The following is a 15,383-nucleotide window of genomic DNA, read 5'->3' as shown; positions in this document are numbered from 1 at the left end:
CCGGCACCACCATGGAACGCCGCACCATCACCCCCCGCCCCGACTGGCAGCGCACCGTCGAGGAGCAGGGGCTCATCTACCCGCTCACCCGCCACCCGGACGGCACCCTGCGCCCGTACTGGGACGAGTCCGCGTACTACGTCTTCTCTCTGCCCGAGGTCGAGGCCCTGGAGGAGGTCGTCGAGGAGCTGCACGCCATGTGCCTCGCGGCGGCCGCGCACATCGTCGAGCGGGACCGCCTCGCCGACCTCGGCATCACCGACCCGCGCCTGGCCGGGCTCGTCACGGAGGCCTGGCACCGGCGCGCCGAACTGCCCTCCCTGTACGGCAGGTTCGACCTCCGGTACGACGGCACGGGCCCCGCCAAACTCCTGGAGTACAACGCGGACACCCCCACCTCCCTCGTCGAGGCGGCCAGCCCCCAGTGGTTCTGGATGGAGGAGCGCTTCCCCGGCGCCGACCAGTGGAACTCCCTGCACGAGCGGCTCGTCGAGGCCTGGCGGAAGCAGGCGAAGCTGCTGCCCCCGGGCAGCCCCGTGCACTTCGCGCACTCCGCGGGCGACGAGCTGGGCGAGGACCTGATGACGGTCGCCTACCTGCGCGAGACCGCCGACCAGGCGGGCCTCGCCACGGAGGCCATCTCCATGGAGGACATCGGCTGGGACCGCCTCTCGGGCCGCTTCGTCGACCTGCGGCTGCGGTTCATCCGCGCCTGCTTCAAGCTCTACCCCTGGGAGTGGCTCACCACGGACCGCTTCGCGCCGCACGTCCTGGACACCCTGGACAACGGCGGCGGCACCGGCACCACCCTGTGGATCGAGCCCGCCTGGAAGATGCTGCTGTCCAACAAGGCGCTGCTCGCCGTGGTGTGGGAGCTGTACCCGGGGCACCCGAACCTGCTGCCCGCCTACCTCGACGGGCCCCGCGAGCTGGCCTCCGGCCCGGGATACGTGGCCAAGCCGCTGCTCGGCCGCGAGGGCGCGGGCATCACCGTGCACGAGCCCGGCGCCGCCCCCGTCGTACGCGAAGAGCCCTGCTGCTACCAGGAGTTGGCGCCGCTGCCCGACTTCGACGGCAACCGCGTCGTGCTCGGCGCGTGGGTCGTCGAGGACGAGGCCGCGGGCCTCGGCATCCGCGAGTCGACGGGACTCGTCACGGACGAGTACGCCCGCTTCGTACCGCACGTGATCCTCTGACCCGCGCCACTGACCCGCGCCACTGACCCGCACCACCATTACGCCCCCCCCACACACAGAAGACTGATCGGAAGCAAGGCATCCCATGAACACCCAGCGAGCCGTCCTCTCCCGCCGCCCCCACCGCCGTCGCCTCGGTCTCGCCGCCCTCGCGGTCGTCACCGCCGTCTCCCTGACCGCCTGCGGCGGCTCCGGCAAGAAGGACCGCAAGGACGGGAAGGCGGACGGCGCCGCCCAGGAGGCGAGCGAGGCCCCGAAGGACCTCAAGGTCGGCCAGGCGGGCCCCGTGCAGGAGATCACCCGCTACAAGAAGACCGGGAAGTTCTCCCTCACGCCGACGAAGGTCACCCTCGGCAAGCCGGAGGACCTCAAGGAGCTGAACGACCCGAAGAAGTACAAGGACCAGAAAATCGCCTGGATCTACGTCAAGGCCAAGCACGTCGGCGGGCCCGCCGTGAAGGAGCCGATGGTGATGAGCGACATCGGCGCCGAGACCACCTCCGGCTCGCCCGCCCGGAAGTTCATCGTCATCGGCGACCTGTCCAGCCAGCCCGCGGACTGCAAGGGCAACGACGCCGCCAAGGACCTCGGCGGCGACGACATCTGGAAGCGGGGCGAGGAGCGCACCGTCTGCGAGCCCTACCTCATCCCCGCCAACGCCGAGGTCAAGAACGTCACCTACTCGCAGGGCTTCTACAAGGAGCCCGTCAAGTGGGCCCTGCGGTAGCCCCGGCCTCCGGGGTTCGTAGGGTGACGGCGGGGCCTGGGAGAGTCGGCCCCGCCGTCCCGGCCGGACGTGCAGCCGAAGCGGAACGCTACGGGCCGGACGGCGGCTCCCCCAGGGGGCACGGCCCCAGACGACCGGGAAGGCGGAGCGGGCAGTCCGCGCGGGCGCCCCACCTCCGCGCCGCGAGCGCCCCGCGCGGGTGGGCGCCCCGTGCGGGTGGGTGCCCCGAGCGGTGGGCGTCCGGCGCGGTGGGCGCGCCCGGTTCGCTCGTGCGGGTGAGCCTCGGCATACGCGGAGACGACTGCGGGGAGTGACGAAACCGTTACGCTCGCCACTCCCCGAAAGGACCGCGCACATGCGCTTCCGCACCGCCCTGGCCGCCGCCGCGGGTGCCCTGATCCTGATCGTCGCCCTGCCCGTGTCGGCCGTCGCCGCCGAGGGTCAGTTCCAGTACACGTACAGCGGCCTGGACGGCAGGCCCCAGGTCGCCGTGGTCGACAACCCCGAGAGCGGGGAGTGCGTGACGCTGCCCGAGGTGGCGGACCCGGCCGACAGCTCCCCCGCCCACTCGCCGCGCAACCGGACGGACGAGTACGCCGTGGTCTTCACCGGCCCCGGCTGCACGGGCGACATGTTCAAGCTGCGCCCGCACACCGGCTACGGCAGCGAGCGGCTGAAGCTCCGCTCGGTGGTGTTCTTCAGCGCGTAGCCGCGTAGCCGCGTAGCCGCGTAGACACGTAGACGCTGAGCCCGTCACCCGGCGCCCGAGGCGGCCCGCGCGGACACCGCGCGGGCCGTCGCCGTGATGCGCTCGCGCACCCCCTCGACGTACCGCCGCATGTTCTTGTGCGCGGTGTCGGTGTCGGGGTGGCGGGCGGAGAAGTGCAGGCCGTCGTGGAAGCGGGCGATCCAGGCGCACACCTTGTCGCCGTACGAGACCCGGACCAGGCCGTGCGCCCGCATGTCCGGCCAGCGCTCGGAGCCGGGGATGCCGCGGGTGTCGACGTACGACACGATCGCGTACAGGTCCGGGGAGGTGGGCCGGAAGTCGGTGCCGAGCTGGTGCAGGACGCGGGCTATGGGGATGCGGGACAGCGGCCGGTTGCGGCGCAGCTCGTCGCGGACCAGGCGCAGCGCACTGTCGAAGTCGGGCGCCCGCGCGAGCGGGACCTCGATGGGCGCCCCGCCCACGTACCAGCCGAGGGAGTCCTGCCACTGGGACTTCACACGGGTGTGGAACGGCACCACCGCGCGGTACACCGGCTGGCCGCCCATCTCGTGCAGCACGAGCGCGGTGGCGGCGAGCATCCCGACCAGGCTGCCCCCGTACGGTCGGCAGTACGCCTCGAACGCGGCGGCGTCCGCGTCGTCCGCGAGCGGGGCGCGCAGCAGCTTCTGGGTGGGCAGCGGGCCGCCGGGGGTGAGGCCGAGGTCGATGGGAAAGTTCGGCAGGGTGCCGTCGCACTGGGCGAGGAACGCGCGCCAGCGGGCGACGATCGCGTGCGTGTCGTCGATCCGGTCGGCGCTGTCGCGCTCCACGGCGCAGAAGTCGACATAGCTGGCGACCGGCGGCGTCGGGTCGGGGCGGCCCGCGCGGGCGGCCTCGTACAGGTCGTGGATCTCGGCGGGCAGGCGGTACAGGGAGTACGCGTCGACGTTGCTGTGGTCGAACGCCGCGTACACGCTCGCCCCGCTCTCCCTGAGCACGGCCGTGAAGATGAAGTTGGGCCAGCTCAGCGCGTTCGCGGCGGTGTCGAAGCGGTCCTGGAGGTAGCGGGTGAGCACCGCCGCGTCGGTGAAGCCGCCGACCTCCTCGCGGTGCAGCGCGACATCGGCGGCGGCGAGCGTGAAGCGGCGCAGCTCGCCGTCCACCCAGCGCAGGCCGCTGCGCAGCGTCTCGTGCCGCAGCGTCCACGCCGTCAGGGCCTGTTGGAGCGCGGCGGTGTCGACCGGCCCGGCGAGGTCGAAGGCCGCGCCGAGCCAGGTCGGCACGGACAGCCCGCCGTCCCGCACCGAGCGGGCCGTGCGCACATGGGACTCCTGCACATAGGCGGGCGGCCGGGAGTCCTCCGGCAGTCCGGCCGCCGCCTCGACGGAACTGGGGTGCAGCGTCCACTCCACGACCCGCCCGGGGCGGACCTCGCAGCGCTGGATGTCGGTCATTCGCACGGGGCGCTCCGTTCCCGGGACGGCCAGGGCCGCCCCCGGCTGGCTTCGATGCCCGCTTGGGCCCGGCGGGGCATCCTCTGAGAGAGATCGGCGCGGCCGCAACCGCGCGATTCGGCCGTCGGGCACCCCTTCGGCCCCGCGCCGGACGCCCGCCGCTCAGGCTCGGGCGGCCCGGTAGTGGTCGGCGATCTCGTCGGACGTCGTCACCCAGACCGAGGGGTGGTTCACCACGTACTCCAGGGCCTGGTCCAGGTACTTGGCGCGAAATGCCTGACCGATGACGAAGGGGTGCAGCGCCAGCGGCAGCACGCGCCCGCTGTCGGAGGCCTCCGCGTCGGCGTGCAACTGGTCGACCTGGTCCTTGACCATCCGGACGAAGTCGGGACCCGTCGTGTTCTTGACCACGAACAGGTTGATGTCGTTCAGCTCCACCGTGTACGGCACGCTCAGGACGCCCGGCACGTTCAGCTCGAACGGCTGGTCGTCGGCCGTCCAGTCCAGTACGTAGTCCAGGCCCAACTCCTTGATCAGGCGCGGGGTGTTGAAGGTCTGGGTCAGGGCGGGGCCCATCCAGCCGCGCGGGCGGCTGCCCGTGGTCCGCTCGATGGTGGCGACGATGTCCTTGAGGGCGGCGCGCTCCTGGTCCTCCGACAGGCCGGTGTGCAGCACCGAGTTGGTCCTGCCGTGCGCCAGCCAGGCCCAGTCCCGGTCGCGGCCCGCCCGCACGATCTGCGGGTAGCGGTCGCCGACGTCGGAGTTGAGCAGGACGCTGGCGCGCACGCCGTGCCGGTCCAGGGTCTGGAGCATGCGCCAGAAGCCGACCCGCGCCCCGTAGTCGCGCCAGCCGTGGTTGAGGGGGTCCGGGGTCAGCTCGGCGGTGCCCGGATAGATGCTGGTGGAGGGCTTGCCCACCTCGAAGTGCTCGATGTTCAGGCCGATGTAGAAGGCGACGCGCTTGCCGTCCGGCCAGCGGATCGGCTCCCGCTCGACGATGGGGCTGTAGTCGTAGAGCTGGTTGTCCATGCTGCTCACCTCGGAGTGCGTCGTGACCGGTGACTGCCGTGCGCTGTGCACGGCAGTCATGCTCGAACGTTCACACTGATGTGAGGGTCAAGGCGATCGCGAATGTGGCGTGGGTCACGGTGGTACCGAGTGTGCGCCCTGTCCGCATGGTTGGCCCAGACCAATGAACTGTCAATGCCGGAAGGGGCTTCCGGCCCGTCCGGCAACGTATCCGGCCCGTCCGGCAACGTATCCAGCCCGTCCGGCGACGGATCCAGCCCGTCCGGCGTTTGAGGACGAGCCGCGCAGCGGCGATGGAGGCGGGGTGTCAGGGGGCGGCAGCCCCCTGGTTTCGGTGAAGGGGCGGGCCCGGGGCGCCCCGCGAGGGCCCAGCCCCCGGCACCCGGCCCGCCCCCGGGGCCCCGCTAGGCCAGCACGGCCCGCAGCTGATCAAGCCCCCAGTCCAGGTCGTCCTTGCTGATGACCAGCGGCGGCGCGATCCGGATCGTCGCCCCGTGCGTGTCCTTCACCAGCACCCCCCGCTCCATCAGCCGCTCGGAGACGTCCCGCCCCGACCCGTACGCCGGATCGATGTCCACGCCCGCCCACAGCCCGCGCCCGCGCACCTCCGTGACCCGGCCCGACTCCGTCAACAGGGCCAGCTCACCGTGCAGATGGTCCCCCAGCTCCGCCGCCCGCTGCTGGAACTCGCCGGTCTCCAGGAGCGCCACGACCTCCAGGGCCACCGCGCACGCCAGCGGGTTCCCTCCGAACGTCGACCCGTGCTCGCCCGGCTTGAACACGCCGAGCACGTCCGCGTCCGCGACCACCGCCGACACCGGCACCACACCGCCGCCCAGCGCCTTGCCGAGGACGTACACGTCCGGGACCACGCCCTCGTGGTCGCACGCGAACGTCCGGCCCGTCCGGCCGAGGCCCGACTGGATCTCGTCCGCGACGAACAGCACCCCGCGCTCCCGCGTCAGCTCCCGCACCCCCCGCAGATAGCCCGGCGGCGGCACCAGCACCCCGGCCTCGCCCTGGATCGGCTCCAGCAGCACCGCCACCGTGTCCTCGGTGACGGCCGCGCGCAGCGCCTCCAGATCGCCGTACGGCACGATGTCGAAGCCCGGCGTGAACGGGCCGTAGTCCGCCCGCGCCTCCGGGTCCGTGGAGAAGCTGACGATCGTCGTCGTACGGCCGTGGAAGTTGTCCGCCGCCACCACGATCCGGGCCCGGCCGTCCGGCACCCCCTTGACCTGGTACCCCCACTTCCGGGCGGTCTTCACGGCCGTCTCCACGGCCTCCGCGCCCGTGTTCATCGGCAGCACCATCTCCTTGCCGCACAGCCGCGCCAGGCGCGCGCAGAACTCCGCGAACCGGTCGTGGTGGAAGGCGCGCGACGTCAGCGTCACCCGCCTGAGCTGCTTCTCCGCCGCCTCGATCAGGCGGCGGTTGCCGTGCCCGAAGTTGAGCGCCGAGTAGCCCGCGAGCATGTCGAGATAGCGGCGGCCCTCCACGTCCGTCAGCCACGCGCCCTCCGCGGACGCCACCACGACGGGCAGGGGGTGGTAGTTGTGCGCGCTGTGCGCTTCGGCCGCGGCGATGAGGTCTTCCGTAGTCGTCACGGGGGGCTCCATTTCTCGCGTTTCGCACTCCGTCGTGCGAGTTCTTCCGGCTGGGAACGGCGCGGTGCGCGTTCTTGCGGGACAGGACGGGCACGCGGCCCAATTCCTATCGTCGCTCGCATCCTGGACGAAGAACCACGACACAGTGGAGCGCCCGATAGGCTGGTTTGCACAGCACGGCGACTGGCGCACAGGGAATCGACCCTGAGGGAGCCGTGCGAGGCAGGCCTTACGAGGTGCCGCCCTTCCCCAAGGTCTCGGCTCCGCTCGACCAGGGGAGACCCCATCGGCACCCCGGGGACACGACCGGACACCACCACCGCTCGCACCCGGAGGACGCCATGACGCCCACGCCCGCCCCCCGCCACCCCGCGCTCGCCGCCGCCGACCCCGAGCTGGCCGCGCTCGTCACCGCCGAGGAGCGCCTCCAGGCCGACACGCTCCGCCTCATCCCCAGCGAGAACTACGTCTCCGCCGCCGTCCTCGAAGCCTCCGGCACCGTCCTGCAGAACAAGTACAGCGAGGGCTACCCGGGCCGCCGCTACTACGAGGGCCAGCAGAACATCGACCAGGTCGAGCGGCTCGCCGTCGCCCGCGCCAAGGCCGTCTTCGGCACCGACCACGCCAACGTCCAGCCCTACTCCGGCTCCCCGGCCAACCTCGCCGTCTACCTCGCCTTCGCCGAGCCCGGCGACACCGTCATGGGCATGGCCCTGCCCATGGGCGGCCACCTCACCCACGGCTGGGGCGTCTCCGCCACCGGCCGCTGGTTCCGCGGCGTGCAGTACGGCGTGCGCCAGGACACCGGGCTCATCGACTACGACGAGGTGCGCGCGCTCGCCCTCAAGGAGCGCCCGAAGGTGATCTTCTGCGGCGGCACCGCGCTGCCCCGCACCATCGACTTCGCCGCCTTCGCCGAGATCGCCCGCGAGGCCGGGGCCGTGCTCGTCGCCGACATCGCGCACATCGCCGGGCTCGTCGCCGGTGGCGCCCACCCCTCGCCCGTGCCGCACGCCGACGTGATCTCCACCACCACCCACAAGACACTGCGCGGCCCGCGCGGCGCGATGCTGTTCGCCCGCGAGGAGCACGCCAAGGCCATCGACAAGGCCGTCTTCCCCGGCCTCCAGGGCGGGCCCCACAACCAGACCACCGCCGCGATCGCCGTCGCCCTGCACGAGGCCGCCGCGCCCTCCTTCCGCGACTACGCCCACGCCGTCGTCGCCAACGCCAAGGCCCTCGCCGAGGCACTGCTCGCCCGCGGCTTCGACCTCGTCTCCGGCGGCACCGACAACCATCTGATCCTGATGGACCTCACGCCCAAGGACGTGCCGGGCAAGGTCGCCGCGAAGGCCCTTGACCGGGCCGGGATCGTCGTCAACTACAACACCGTGCCGTTCGACCCCCGCAAGCCCTTCGACCCCTCCGGCGTGCGGATCGGGACCCCTTCCCTCACCTCCCGCGGGCTCGGCGCCTCGCACATGGAGGCCGTCGCCGACTGGATCGACCGGGGCGTGCGCGCCGCCCGCGAGGAGGACGAGGACGCCCTGCGGAAGATCCGGGGCGAGGTGGGCGAGCTGATGGCGGCGTTCCCCGCGCCTGGACTGGCCGTCGGCTGAGCAGGGGCTTTCCCGCCCGCCTGCCTGCCCGTGACCGTTGGCCGAGGGGGACCGCCCCTTGTGCGGGTGGTTCGCCGTCGGTGGCTGCGGGCGCGTTGGCGTGGGTGGGGGGCGGGCGCTAGGCGTCCAGGAGTTCCTGGCGGGGGGCCGTCTCCTTCGGCTCTCCGCGCCTGAGGCGCCAGACCGCTGCCGCGCCCATCGCCGCCCCGGCCGCCGCGCTCGGTATCGCCCAGCGCCAGCCCGTGTCGCCGTCGGCCGGACGGGCCGCCGCGGGGCCTTCCGGCCGCTCGGGCCTCTGCGGCGGCGGGGCCACTGCGCCGCGGCTGTCCTCGGAGGCCTGCCCCAGGACGTTCAGGTCGTGCAGCAGGGCGCGCAGGGCCCTTGGGTTCTCCGCCTTGTGCCAGCGGCCGGTCAGGGAGTCCATCTTCGTCGTCGAATGGATCCATATCGCCCGGTCCGCGGGCTTCGACACGGTGGGCATCGCGTACACCCGGTCCACCCGCCAGGGGCGCACGTCATGGACCAGCCAGGTCACGTTGATCTGGCGGGTCGCGGCCAGGCCCAGGCCCGGCGGGCGGTCGCGGTCGCCGCGGTCCGCCGAGCCCAGCAGGGTCTCCAACTCCTCGTACCGCCTGTCGCTGGTGTAGAGCGAGGCCGTCCGCGCGCTCTCCGGGGACGCCATGAGCACGCTCGTCGACCCGCCCGCCGCCGCGCCCGGCGCCCCGATCAGCACCGCCGCCAGCGCCCCCAGCAGCAGCACCGGCAGCCCCCTGATCGCCCTCGCGCCCTTCCTCCCCCGCGCTTCCGCTCGCATCCCAGACCCCCTACGACGTCCCCGGCACGGCCCCTCCGCGCCGACTCACTCCTGGTACACCGCCCAGCCCCTCCGGGTTCCCCTTTTCCTCCCACCGTTTTCCACCCCCGGCGCCGGACACCGACGGCCCGCTGCCACAGCCTCGGTACCGGGGCCACCGCTCGGCCCGCCCGGCGTCGACGGGGGAGCGACCAGCCTGCGGGCAGGGCATCTCCCTTCGTCAGCGCCGCGAACCTCCGTGTGAACCTCAGCAGGGCACTGACGTGTGGCCCCCGCGCTCCCCGATCAGTTGCGCGCGGCCCACCGCCCCTCCCGCCCGGGCCCGATCCCGTTCCGGCGGCCCAGCCCAGCGGCCGTACGCCCGCCTCACCCCACGATCACGGCCCCCCCGGAGTCACCCCCCACCGACCGGGCCACCCGCACCGCCCGGTCCTTCGTCGGGATGCCTTCGAGGCGGAGGGTGAGGGTTTCCGCGTGGGTCCATAGGAGCGTCGGGCCCGCTGGGCGGGCCGTGCGGGACCAGTGGTCGCCCCGCGGGGTGCGCATCCAGAATTCGAGGCGGTGGGGGCGGGGAACCACAGGGCCGTGTCGCGGCCGACCTGTGTCCACTCCGGGTGGTCGTCGATTCCCTTGGTGAAGCCCGGATCCAGCGGGGCCGGGAACTGGTCGAGGCGAATGGTCCGGCCCCGCTCGCGCCAGCACAGGGTGATCAGGAAGCGGTGGCGCGGCTCACGCGTCACCGACACCGCGTCCGGCTCGCCCAGGGCCCGCGGCACGACCGGGCGGAACCCGGCCTCGCGGGCCGCCCGCGCCAGCGGCACCGGGGCCGCGCCGCAGCCCGGCACGCCCGCGCTCGACGGCGGCGCCGACGGGTCGTACCGCACCTCGACGCCGCCGAAGTCGAACCAGGGGAACCAGTCGGAGACGGCCGCGCGCACCGGCGGGGTCAGCGCCAGCACCGTCAGCAGGGCGCACACCGACGCCGTGAGCGCCCGCCAGCGCGCTCGCAGCCCGCGCCGCAGCCGCCGCCCCCGCTCGCGGAGCCGGTCACCGGGGCCGGGCCGCCCCGGCAGCGCGCCCTCGGCGACTATCTGCGCCAGCACCCGCTCGACCATCGTCTCGCCGCGCTCCGGGCGGTCGAGGGCCCGCCCGAGGGCCCGCAGCTCCTCCGGCAGCAGGCGCGGGTAGTCACCCCGCCGCTGGCCGTCCCGCTCGCCGTCCCGCTCGCCGTCCCGCTCACCACCCACGCCTGCCACCTCCCTCGCGTCCCTCGTAACCCTCGCGTCCCTGGTATTCCTCGCGTTCGCGCCCCGCGCGCCCGGTCCCGCCGCACTCGGCCCCCGGCAGCAGCCGCTCCAGCTTGCGCAGCGCCCGGCTCAGCCGGGACTTGACCGTGCCCCGGGGCCAGCCGAGGGCCTGGGCGGTCTCGGCCTCGTCCATGTCCAGGAGGTACCGGTACGTCACGACCAGGCGGTGGGGCTCGCTGAGCCGGTCCAGGGCGGACAGGAGCACGGTGCGGCGCTCGCGGTCCAGGGCCGCGACCGCCGGGTCCGCCGATTCCGGTATCAGCGGCTCCGCCTCGGCGAAGAGCGCTTCGCGCCCCACCACCGAGCGCCGCCGCGCCGCCGAACGCACTGTGTTCCTCGTCTCATTGGCCACGATCGCGAGCAGCCACGGCCGGAACGCCGCGCCGTCCTGGAACCGCCCCAGCGCGCGATACGCCTTGAAGAAGGACTGCTGCACCACGTCCTCGGCGTCCGCGCCCGCGCCGAGCGCGGCCGCGGCCCGCAGCGCCACGCCGGTGAAGGCGCGCACCAACTCGGCGTACGCCTCCGGCTCCCCGGCGCGCACCCGCGCGATGACCGCCGCCTCGTCGACGCCGATGCCGTCCCCCTCCAGCGCCCGCCCCGCCTCGCGCCCCGGAGCCCGCTCCCGGGCCTTCCCCCGTGCACTCACACCTTTGGTACACCGCCCGGCCCCCGTCGGTTCCCACCCGGCGCCCCCTCTTTCCGGCCCGTTCCCGAGCAACGGGCGACACCTGAGAGAATGCTGGGCATGGCCTCTGAAAGTCCCCGCGTGCTCCCCGGCGACCGACCCCGGGTGCTCTCCGGAATCCAGCCCACCGCAGGCTCGTTCCACCTCGGCAACTACCTGGGCGCCGTACGCCAGTGGGTGGCCCTTCAGGAGTCCCACGACGCGTTCTACATGGTCGTGGACCTGCACGCGATCACGGTCCCGCAGGACCCGGCGGACCTGCGGGCCAACACCCGGCTCGCCGCGGCGCAGCTGCTCGCCGCGGGCCTCGACCCGGACCGCTGCACGCTGTTCGTGCAGAGCCACGTCCCCGAGCACGCCCAGCTCGCCTGGATCATGAACTGCCTCACCGGCTTCGGCGAGGCCTCCCGCATGACCCAGTTCAAGGACAAGTCCGCCAAGCAGGGCGCCGACCGCGCCTCCGTCGGCCTGTTCACGTACCCGATCCTCCAGGTCGCCGACATCCTGCTCTACCAGGCCCACGAGGTCCCGGTCGGCGAGGACCAGCGCCAGCACATCGAGCTGACCCGCGACCTGGCCGAGCGGTTCAACGGCCGCTACGGGGACACGTTCACCGTCCCGGCGCCGTACATCCTGAAGGAGACCGCGAAGATCTACGACCTCCAGGACCCGGCGATCAAGATGAGCAAGTCGGCGTCCACGCCGAAGGGCCTGATCAACCTCCTCGACGAGCCGAAGGCCACCGCGAAGAAGGTCAAGAGCGCCGTCACCGACACCGACACGGTGATCAGGTACGACGTCACGGACAAGCCGGGCGTCAGCAACCTCCTCACCATCTACTCGACGCTCACGGGCACCGGTATCGCGGAACTGGAGCAGAAGTACGAGGGCAAGGGCTACGGTGCGCTCAAGACGGACCTCGCCGAGGTCATGGTCGAGTTCGTGACGCCGTTCCGGGAGCGCACCCAGGAGTACCTGGACGACCCGGAGACGCTCGACTCGATCCTGGCCAAGGGCGCGGAGAAGGCCCGTGCCGTCGCCGCCGAGACCCTCGCGCAGGCGTACGACAAGGTGGGCTTCCTGCCCGCCAAGCACTGACGCGCCGCCGCGCGGGCCGCCCGCGCGTCCAGCAAGACGCCAAGGAACACGACGACAGGAGTACGACGTGGGGACCGTAACGATCGGTGTGTCGATCGCGGTCCCGGAGCCTCACGGCAGCCTGCTCCAGGAGCTGCGCGCGGGCTTCGGTGACCCCGCCGCGCACGGCATCCCCACGCACGTCACGCTGCTGCCGCCGACGGAGGTGGACGCCGCCGCGCTGCCCGCGGTCGAGGACCACCTGGTGGCCGTCGCGGCGCGCGGGCGCCCCTTCCCGATGCGGCTCAGCGGCACGGGCACGTTCCGGCCGCTGTCGCCCGTGGTGTTCGTGCGGGTCGTCGAGGGCGGCTCGGCCTGTGCCTGGCTCCAGGAGCGGGTCCGCGACGCGTCCGGCCCCGTCGCGCGGGAGCTGCAGTTCCCGTACCACCCGCACGTCACCGTCGCGCACGGCATCGCCGAGGAGGCGATGGACCGGGCGTACGAGGAGCTGGCGGAGTACGAGGCCCAGTGGTCCTGCACCGGCTTCGCGCTCTACGAGCAGGGCGCCGACGGGGTGTGGCGCAAGCTGCGGGAGTTCCCCTTCGGCGGCAGCACCGTGCCGCCGCAGGGCACCGCGCGGGACCGGTTCACACGGGGAGCCGTCTGAACACCGGGCGCGGCACGTGCCGCAGCGCCGACATCACCACGCGCAGCGAGCCCGGCACCCACACCGTCTCCGAGCGGCGCCTGAGCCCCGTCTCGATCGCCTCCGCTACGGCCTGCGGGGTCGTCGCCAGCGGGGCGTCCGGCAGACCCGCCGTCATCTTCGTCCGTACGAAGCCGGGGCGCACCACCATCACGTGCACGCCGGTGCCGTGCAGCGCGTCGCCCAGGCCCTGGGCGAAGGCGTCGAGGCCCGCCTTGCTGGAGCCGTAGATGAAGTTCGAGCGGCGGGCGCGCTCGCCCGCGACGGAGGACAGCACGACCAGGGAGCCGTGGCCCTGGGCCTGGAGCGCGCGGGCGCACACCAGGCCGGCGGAGACCGCGCCGGTGTAGTTGGTCTGCGCGACGCGGACCGCGGCGGCCGGGTCGTCCTCGTCCCGCGCCTGGTCGCCGAGGATGCCGAAGGCCAGCAGCACCATGTCGATGTCGCTCTGCGCGAAGACCTTGCCGAGGGTCTCCTCGTGGGAGTCGGCGTCCAGGGCGTCGAAGGGCACGGTGTGGACGACCGCGCCGCGGTCGCGGAGGGTCTGGGCGGACTCCTCCAGGGCGGGTGAGGGGCGGCCCGCCAGCCAGATCTCGCGGGTGCGGGTGGCGGTGAGGCGGGTGGCCGTGGCGTGGGCGATCTCGGACGTGCCGCCGAGGATCAGCAGCGACTGGGGGGTGCCGAAGGCGTCCTTCATGGGGGTCCTTTGGGTTGTCGTGGGGCGGGGGACGGGTCTCGCGGGCGCGCCCCAGGCCCGCCCCTTCTCCGAAACCAGGGGCTGCCGCCCCTGGCACCCCGCTCTATCGGCGCTCCGCGCCTCGTCCTCAAACGCCGGACGGGCTGAGATCGGGGGCGGGGATGCAGCCCGTCCGGCGTTCGAGGACGAGCGCGCAGCGCGATGGGGCGGTTGCCCGGGCCGGTCAGAGGCCCAGGCGGCGGGAGAGGTCGGAGCGGAACACGCGGGCGGGGTCCAGGGTTTGGCGGAGCGCGCGGAAGTCGTCGAGGCGGGGGTACATGGCGGCGAGGAGTTCGGGGCGCAGGCGGGAGTCCTTGGCGAGGTAGACGCGGCCCCCGGCGGCGGCGACCTCCTCGTCGAGGGCGTCGAGGAACGCCGGGAGGCCCGGCAGCGTCGCCGGGATGTCCAGGGCGAGGGTCCACCCCGGCAGCGGGAAGGACAGCCAGCCGGGGTCTCCGGCGCCGAACCGCTTCAGGACCGCGAGGAACGAGGGGCAGCGGTGCCGCGCGATGCGGTCGACGATGCGGCGCAGGGCCTCCTCCTGCCCGTACCCGACGACGAACTGGTACTGGACGAAGCCGCCGCGGCCGTAGACGCGGTTCCAGTGCGGGACGCCGTCCAGGGGGTGGAAGAAGGCGGAGAGCTTCTGGAGTTCGCCCGTGCGGTGGCGCGGCGCCTTGCGGTACCAGAGTTCGTTGAAGAGCCCGACGGTGGTGCGGCCGAGGAGGCCGGAGGGGAGCAGGGAGGGGGCGGGCGGGAGGCTGCGGGGGTGGAAGGCGCGGGGTGCGCGCCGGGCGCGCGGCGGCAGCGCGTCGAGGGGTGCGTGGTCGCCGCGGGTGAGGACGGCGCGGCCGGTGGCGGCGCCCCGGGCGAGCAGGTCGATCCACGCGACGGAGTAGCGGTAGCGGTGGTCGGTGGCGGTGAGGCGGGCCATCAGGTCGTCGAGGTCCGTGGCGCGTTCGGTGTCGACGGTCATCAGGGACGTCTGCACGGGCACGCACTGGAGCCTGGCCCGCAGGATCACGCCGGTGAGGCCCATGCCGCCCGCCGTGGCGTCGAAGAGCCTGCTGCCGGGGCGGACCTTGCGCACGGTGCCGTCGGCGGTGAGCAGGTCGAAGCCGCGGACGTGCCGGGAGAAGGACCCGGAGACGTGGTGGTTCTTGCCGTGGATGTCGGCGCCGATCGCGCCGCCGACGGTCACGTAGCGGGTACCGGGCGTCACCGGCACGAACCAGCCGAGGGGGAGCAGGACTTCCATCAGGTGGTGCAGCGAGACGCCCGCGTCGCAGACCACCGTGCCCGCGTCCGCGTCGACGGTGTGCACGCGGTCCAGGCCCGTCATGTCCAGGACCGCGCCGCCCGCGTTCTGCGCGGCGTCCCCGTAGGCGCGGCCGAGGCCACGTGGGATGCCGCCGCGCTCGGCGCAGGCGCGCAGCGCGGCCACCGCCTCCTCCTGCGAACGGGGCCGCACCAGGCGGGCGGTGCTGGGGGCGGTGCGGCCCCAGCCGGACACGGACACGGGGGTGGCGGGCGCGGGCACGGCCGGTTCCGTGCCCGTGGACGCGGGTGCGGTGGTGGGAGACATGCCAGTGACCGTATCGCCCGGAAACAGCGTGTTAAGGGGGAGTTGAATGCTGTTTGGTATAAATCACCGTGCTCTCACCGAAATGGGTGATTACATGAGTGTCACCCAAGATTGTCCCGATTATTGGGG

13 protein-coding genes and 1 pseudogene are annotated in these 15,383 nt (G+C 73.3%); 6 read left to right on the top strand and 8 right to left on the bottom strand.

From position 1 onward, the window contains the following. The first annotated feature begins 11 nt into the window (after nucleotides 1-11). The 3 genes from ACOBQU_RS14985 to ACOBQU_RS14975 all read left to right on the top strand — a co-directional run bounded on the left by ACOBQU_RS14985 (nucleotide 12) and on the right by ACOBQU_RS14975 (nucleotide 2,632). A complete protein-coding gene (locus ACOBQU_RS14985; protein WP_423627357.1) occupies nucleotides 12-1,196 on the top strand; it encodes a glutathionylspermidine synthase family protein in 1,185 nt (394 codons plus the stop codon). Between the two features lie 85 nt (nucleotides 1,197-1,281). After that, nucleotides 1,282-1,923, top strand: a complete 642-nt coding sequence (locus tag ACOBQU_RS14980) for a hypothetical protein (protein WP_423627355.1) — start codon at nucleotides 1,282-1,284, stop codon at nucleotides 1,921-1,923. Nucleotides 1,924-2,278: 355 nt separating this feature from the next. Beyond that, a complete protein-coding gene (locus ACOBQU_RS14975) occupies nucleotides 2,279-2,632 on the top strand; it encodes a hypothetical protein (protein ID WP_423627353.1) in 354 nt (117 codons plus the stop codon). A 44-nt stretch (nucleotides 2,633-2,676) separates the two neighbouring features. Here ACOBQU_RS14975 and ACOBQU_RS14970 read toward each other — a convergent pair whose 3' ends face one another. From ACOBQU_RS14970 to rocD, 3 genes are all read right to left on the bottom strand, one after another. Beyond that, nucleotides 2,677-4,086 carry a condensation domain-containing protein gene (locus tag ACOBQU_RS14970; RefSeq protein ID WP_423627351.1) on the bottom strand — a complete coding sequence of 470 codons (1,410 nt, stop codon included), beginning with the start codon at nucleotides 4,084-4,086 and terminating at the stop codon, nucleotides 2,677-2,679. A gap of 162 nt (nucleotides 4,087-4,248) precedes the next feature. Beyond that, nucleotides 4,249-5,175: a polysaccharide deacetylase family protein gene (locus ACOBQU_RS14965; RefSeq protein WP_423627349.1), complete on the bottom strand. Its 927-nt coding sequence runs from the start codon at nucleotides 5,173-5,175 to the stop codon at nucleotides 4,249-4,251. Nucleotides 5,176-5,519: 344 nt separating this feature from the next. Next, complete coding sequence (rocD, locus tag ACOBQU_RS14960) at nucleotides 5,520-6,722, bottom strand: ornithine--oxo-acid transaminase (RefSeq protein WP_423627348.1); 1,203 nt, start codon at nucleotides 6,720-6,722, stop codon at nucleotides 5,520-5,522. A 341-nt stretch (nucleotides 6,723-7,063) separates the two neighbouring features. Here rocD and glyA point away from each other — a divergent pair, with 341 nt between their 5' ends. Then, on the top strand, nucleotides 7,064-8,341 hold the full coding sequence (glyA, locus tag ACOBQU_RS14955) for a serine hydroxymethyltransferase (protein WP_423634507.1): 1,278 nt from the start codon (nucleotides 7,064-7,066) through the stop codon (nucleotides 8,339-8,341). Between the two features lie 118 nt (nucleotides 8,342-8,459). Here glyA and ACOBQU_RS14950 read toward each other — a convergent pair whose 3' ends face one another. From ACOBQU_RS14950 to ACOBQU_RS14940, 3 genes and pseudogenes are all read right to left on the bottom strand, one after another. Next, nucleotides 8,460-9,155 carry a hypothetical protein gene (locus ACOBQU_RS14950; RefSeq protein WP_423627346.1) on the bottom strand — a complete coding sequence of 232 codons (696 nt, stop codon included), beginning with the start codon at nucleotides 9,153-9,155 and terminating at the stop codon, nucleotides 8,460-8,462. Nucleotides 9,156-9,521: 366 nt separating this feature from the next. After that, nucleotides 9,522-10,402 (bottom strand): annotated as a pseudogene (locus ACOBQU_RS14945) (hypothetical protein). Continuing rightward, on the bottom strand, nucleotides 10,392-11,111 hold the full coding sequence (locus tag ACOBQU_RS14940; RefSeq protein WP_423627344.1) for an RNA polymerase sigma factor: 720 nt from the start codon (nucleotides 11,109-11,111) through the stop codon (nucleotides 10,392-10,394). The pseudogene ACOBQU_RS14945 and the gene ACOBQU_RS14940 overlap by 11 nt, the downstream one beginning before the upstream one ends. 99 nt (nucleotides 11,112-11,210) lie before the next feature. Here ACOBQU_RS14940 and trpS point away from each other — a divergent pair, with 99 nt between their 5' ends. Next, complete coding sequence (gene trpS / locus ACOBQU_RS14935) at nucleotides 11,211-12,248, top strand: tryptophan--tRNA ligase (protein ID WP_423627342.1); 1,038 nt, start codon at nucleotides 11,211-11,213, stop codon at nucleotides 12,246-12,248. Nucleotides 12,249-12,315: 67 nt separating this feature from the next. Next, complete coding sequence (locus ACOBQU_RS14930; RefSeq protein ID WP_423627340.1) at nucleotides 12,316-12,894, top strand: 2'-5' RNA ligase family protein; 579 nt, start codon at nucleotides 12,316-12,318, stop codon at nucleotides 12,892-12,894. On the opposite strand, the gene ACOBQU_RS14925 is transcribed toward ACOBQU_RS14930, so the two are convergent. Together ACOBQU_RS14925 and ACOBQU_RS14920 are read right to left on the bottom strand one after the other, a co-directional pair. Further along, nucleotides 12,875-13,630 (bottom strand): decaprenylphospho-beta-D-erythro-pentofuranosid-2-ulose 2-reductase, encoded by a 756-nt coding sequence (locus ACOBQU_RS14925; RefSeq protein ID WP_423627338.1) that lies wholly within the window; start codon nucleotides 13,628-13,630, stop codon nucleotides 12,875-12,877. The genes ACOBQU_RS14930 and ACOBQU_RS14925 overlap by 20 nt on opposite strands. A 223-nt stretch (nucleotides 13,631-13,853) precedes the next feature. Continuing rightward, on the bottom strand, nucleotides 13,854-15,254 hold the full coding sequence (locus tag ACOBQU_RS14920) for an FAD-binding protein (protein ID WP_423627336.1): 1,401 nt from the start codon (nucleotides 15,252-15,254) through the stop codon (nucleotides 13,854-13,856). Nucleotides 15,255-15,383: the final 129 nt, after the last annotated feature.

Origin of the sequence: Streptomyces sp. G45 (assembly GCF_049542095.1) — a bacterium.
In the GTDB taxonomy this organism is placed as follows: Bacteria; Actinomycetota; Actinomycetes; order Streptomycetales; family Streptomycetaceae; genus Streptomyces.
The sequence above is the reverse complement of the archived record's forward strand: the minus strand, read 5'-3'. Positions and strand labels throughout refer to the sequence as shown.

Bases quoted from the DNA above. Each gene is read 5' to 3' on its own strand.
- ACOBQU_RS14985 (WP_423627357.1), top strand. From the start codon at position 12: ATGGAACGCCGCACCATCACCCCCCGCCCCGACTGGCAGCGCACCGTC.
- ACOBQU_RS14980 (WP_423627355.1), top strand. From the start codon at position 1,282: ATGAACACCCAGCGAGCCGTCCTCTCCCGCCGCCCCCACCGCCGTCGC.
- ACOBQU_RS14975 (WP_423627353.1), top strand. From the start codon at position 2,279: ATGCGCTTCCGCACCGCCCTGGCCGCCGCCGCGGGTGCCCTGATCCTG.
- ACOBQU_RS14970 (WP_423627351.1), bottom strand. From the start codon at position 4,086: ATGACCGACATCCAGCGCTGCGAGGTCCGCCCCGGGCGGGTCGTGGAG.
- ACOBQU_RS14965 (WP_423627349.1), bottom strand. From the start codon at position 5,175: ATGACTGCCGTGCACAGCGCACGGCAGTCACCGGTCACGACGCACTCC.
- glyA (WP_423634507.1), top strand. From the start codon at position 7,064: ATGACGCCCACGCCCGCCCCCCGCCACCCCGCGCTCGCCGCCGCCGAC.
- ACOBQU_RS14950 (WP_423627346.1), bottom strand. From the start codon at position 9,155: ATGCGAGCGGAAGCGCGGGGGAGGAAGGGCGCGAGGGCGATCAGGGGG.
- trpS (WP_423627342.1), top strand. From the start codon at position 11,211: ATGGCCTCTGAAAGTCCCCGCGTGCTCCCCGGCGACCGACCCCGGGTG.
- ACOBQU_RS14925 (WP_423627338.1), bottom strand. From the start codon at position 13,630: ATGAAGGACGCCTTCGGCACCCCCCAGTCGCTGCTGATCCTCGGCGGC.
- ACOBQU_RS14920 (WP_423627336.1), bottom strand. From the start codon at position 15,254: ATGTCTCCCACCACCGCACCCGCGTCCACGGGCACGGAACCGGCCGTG.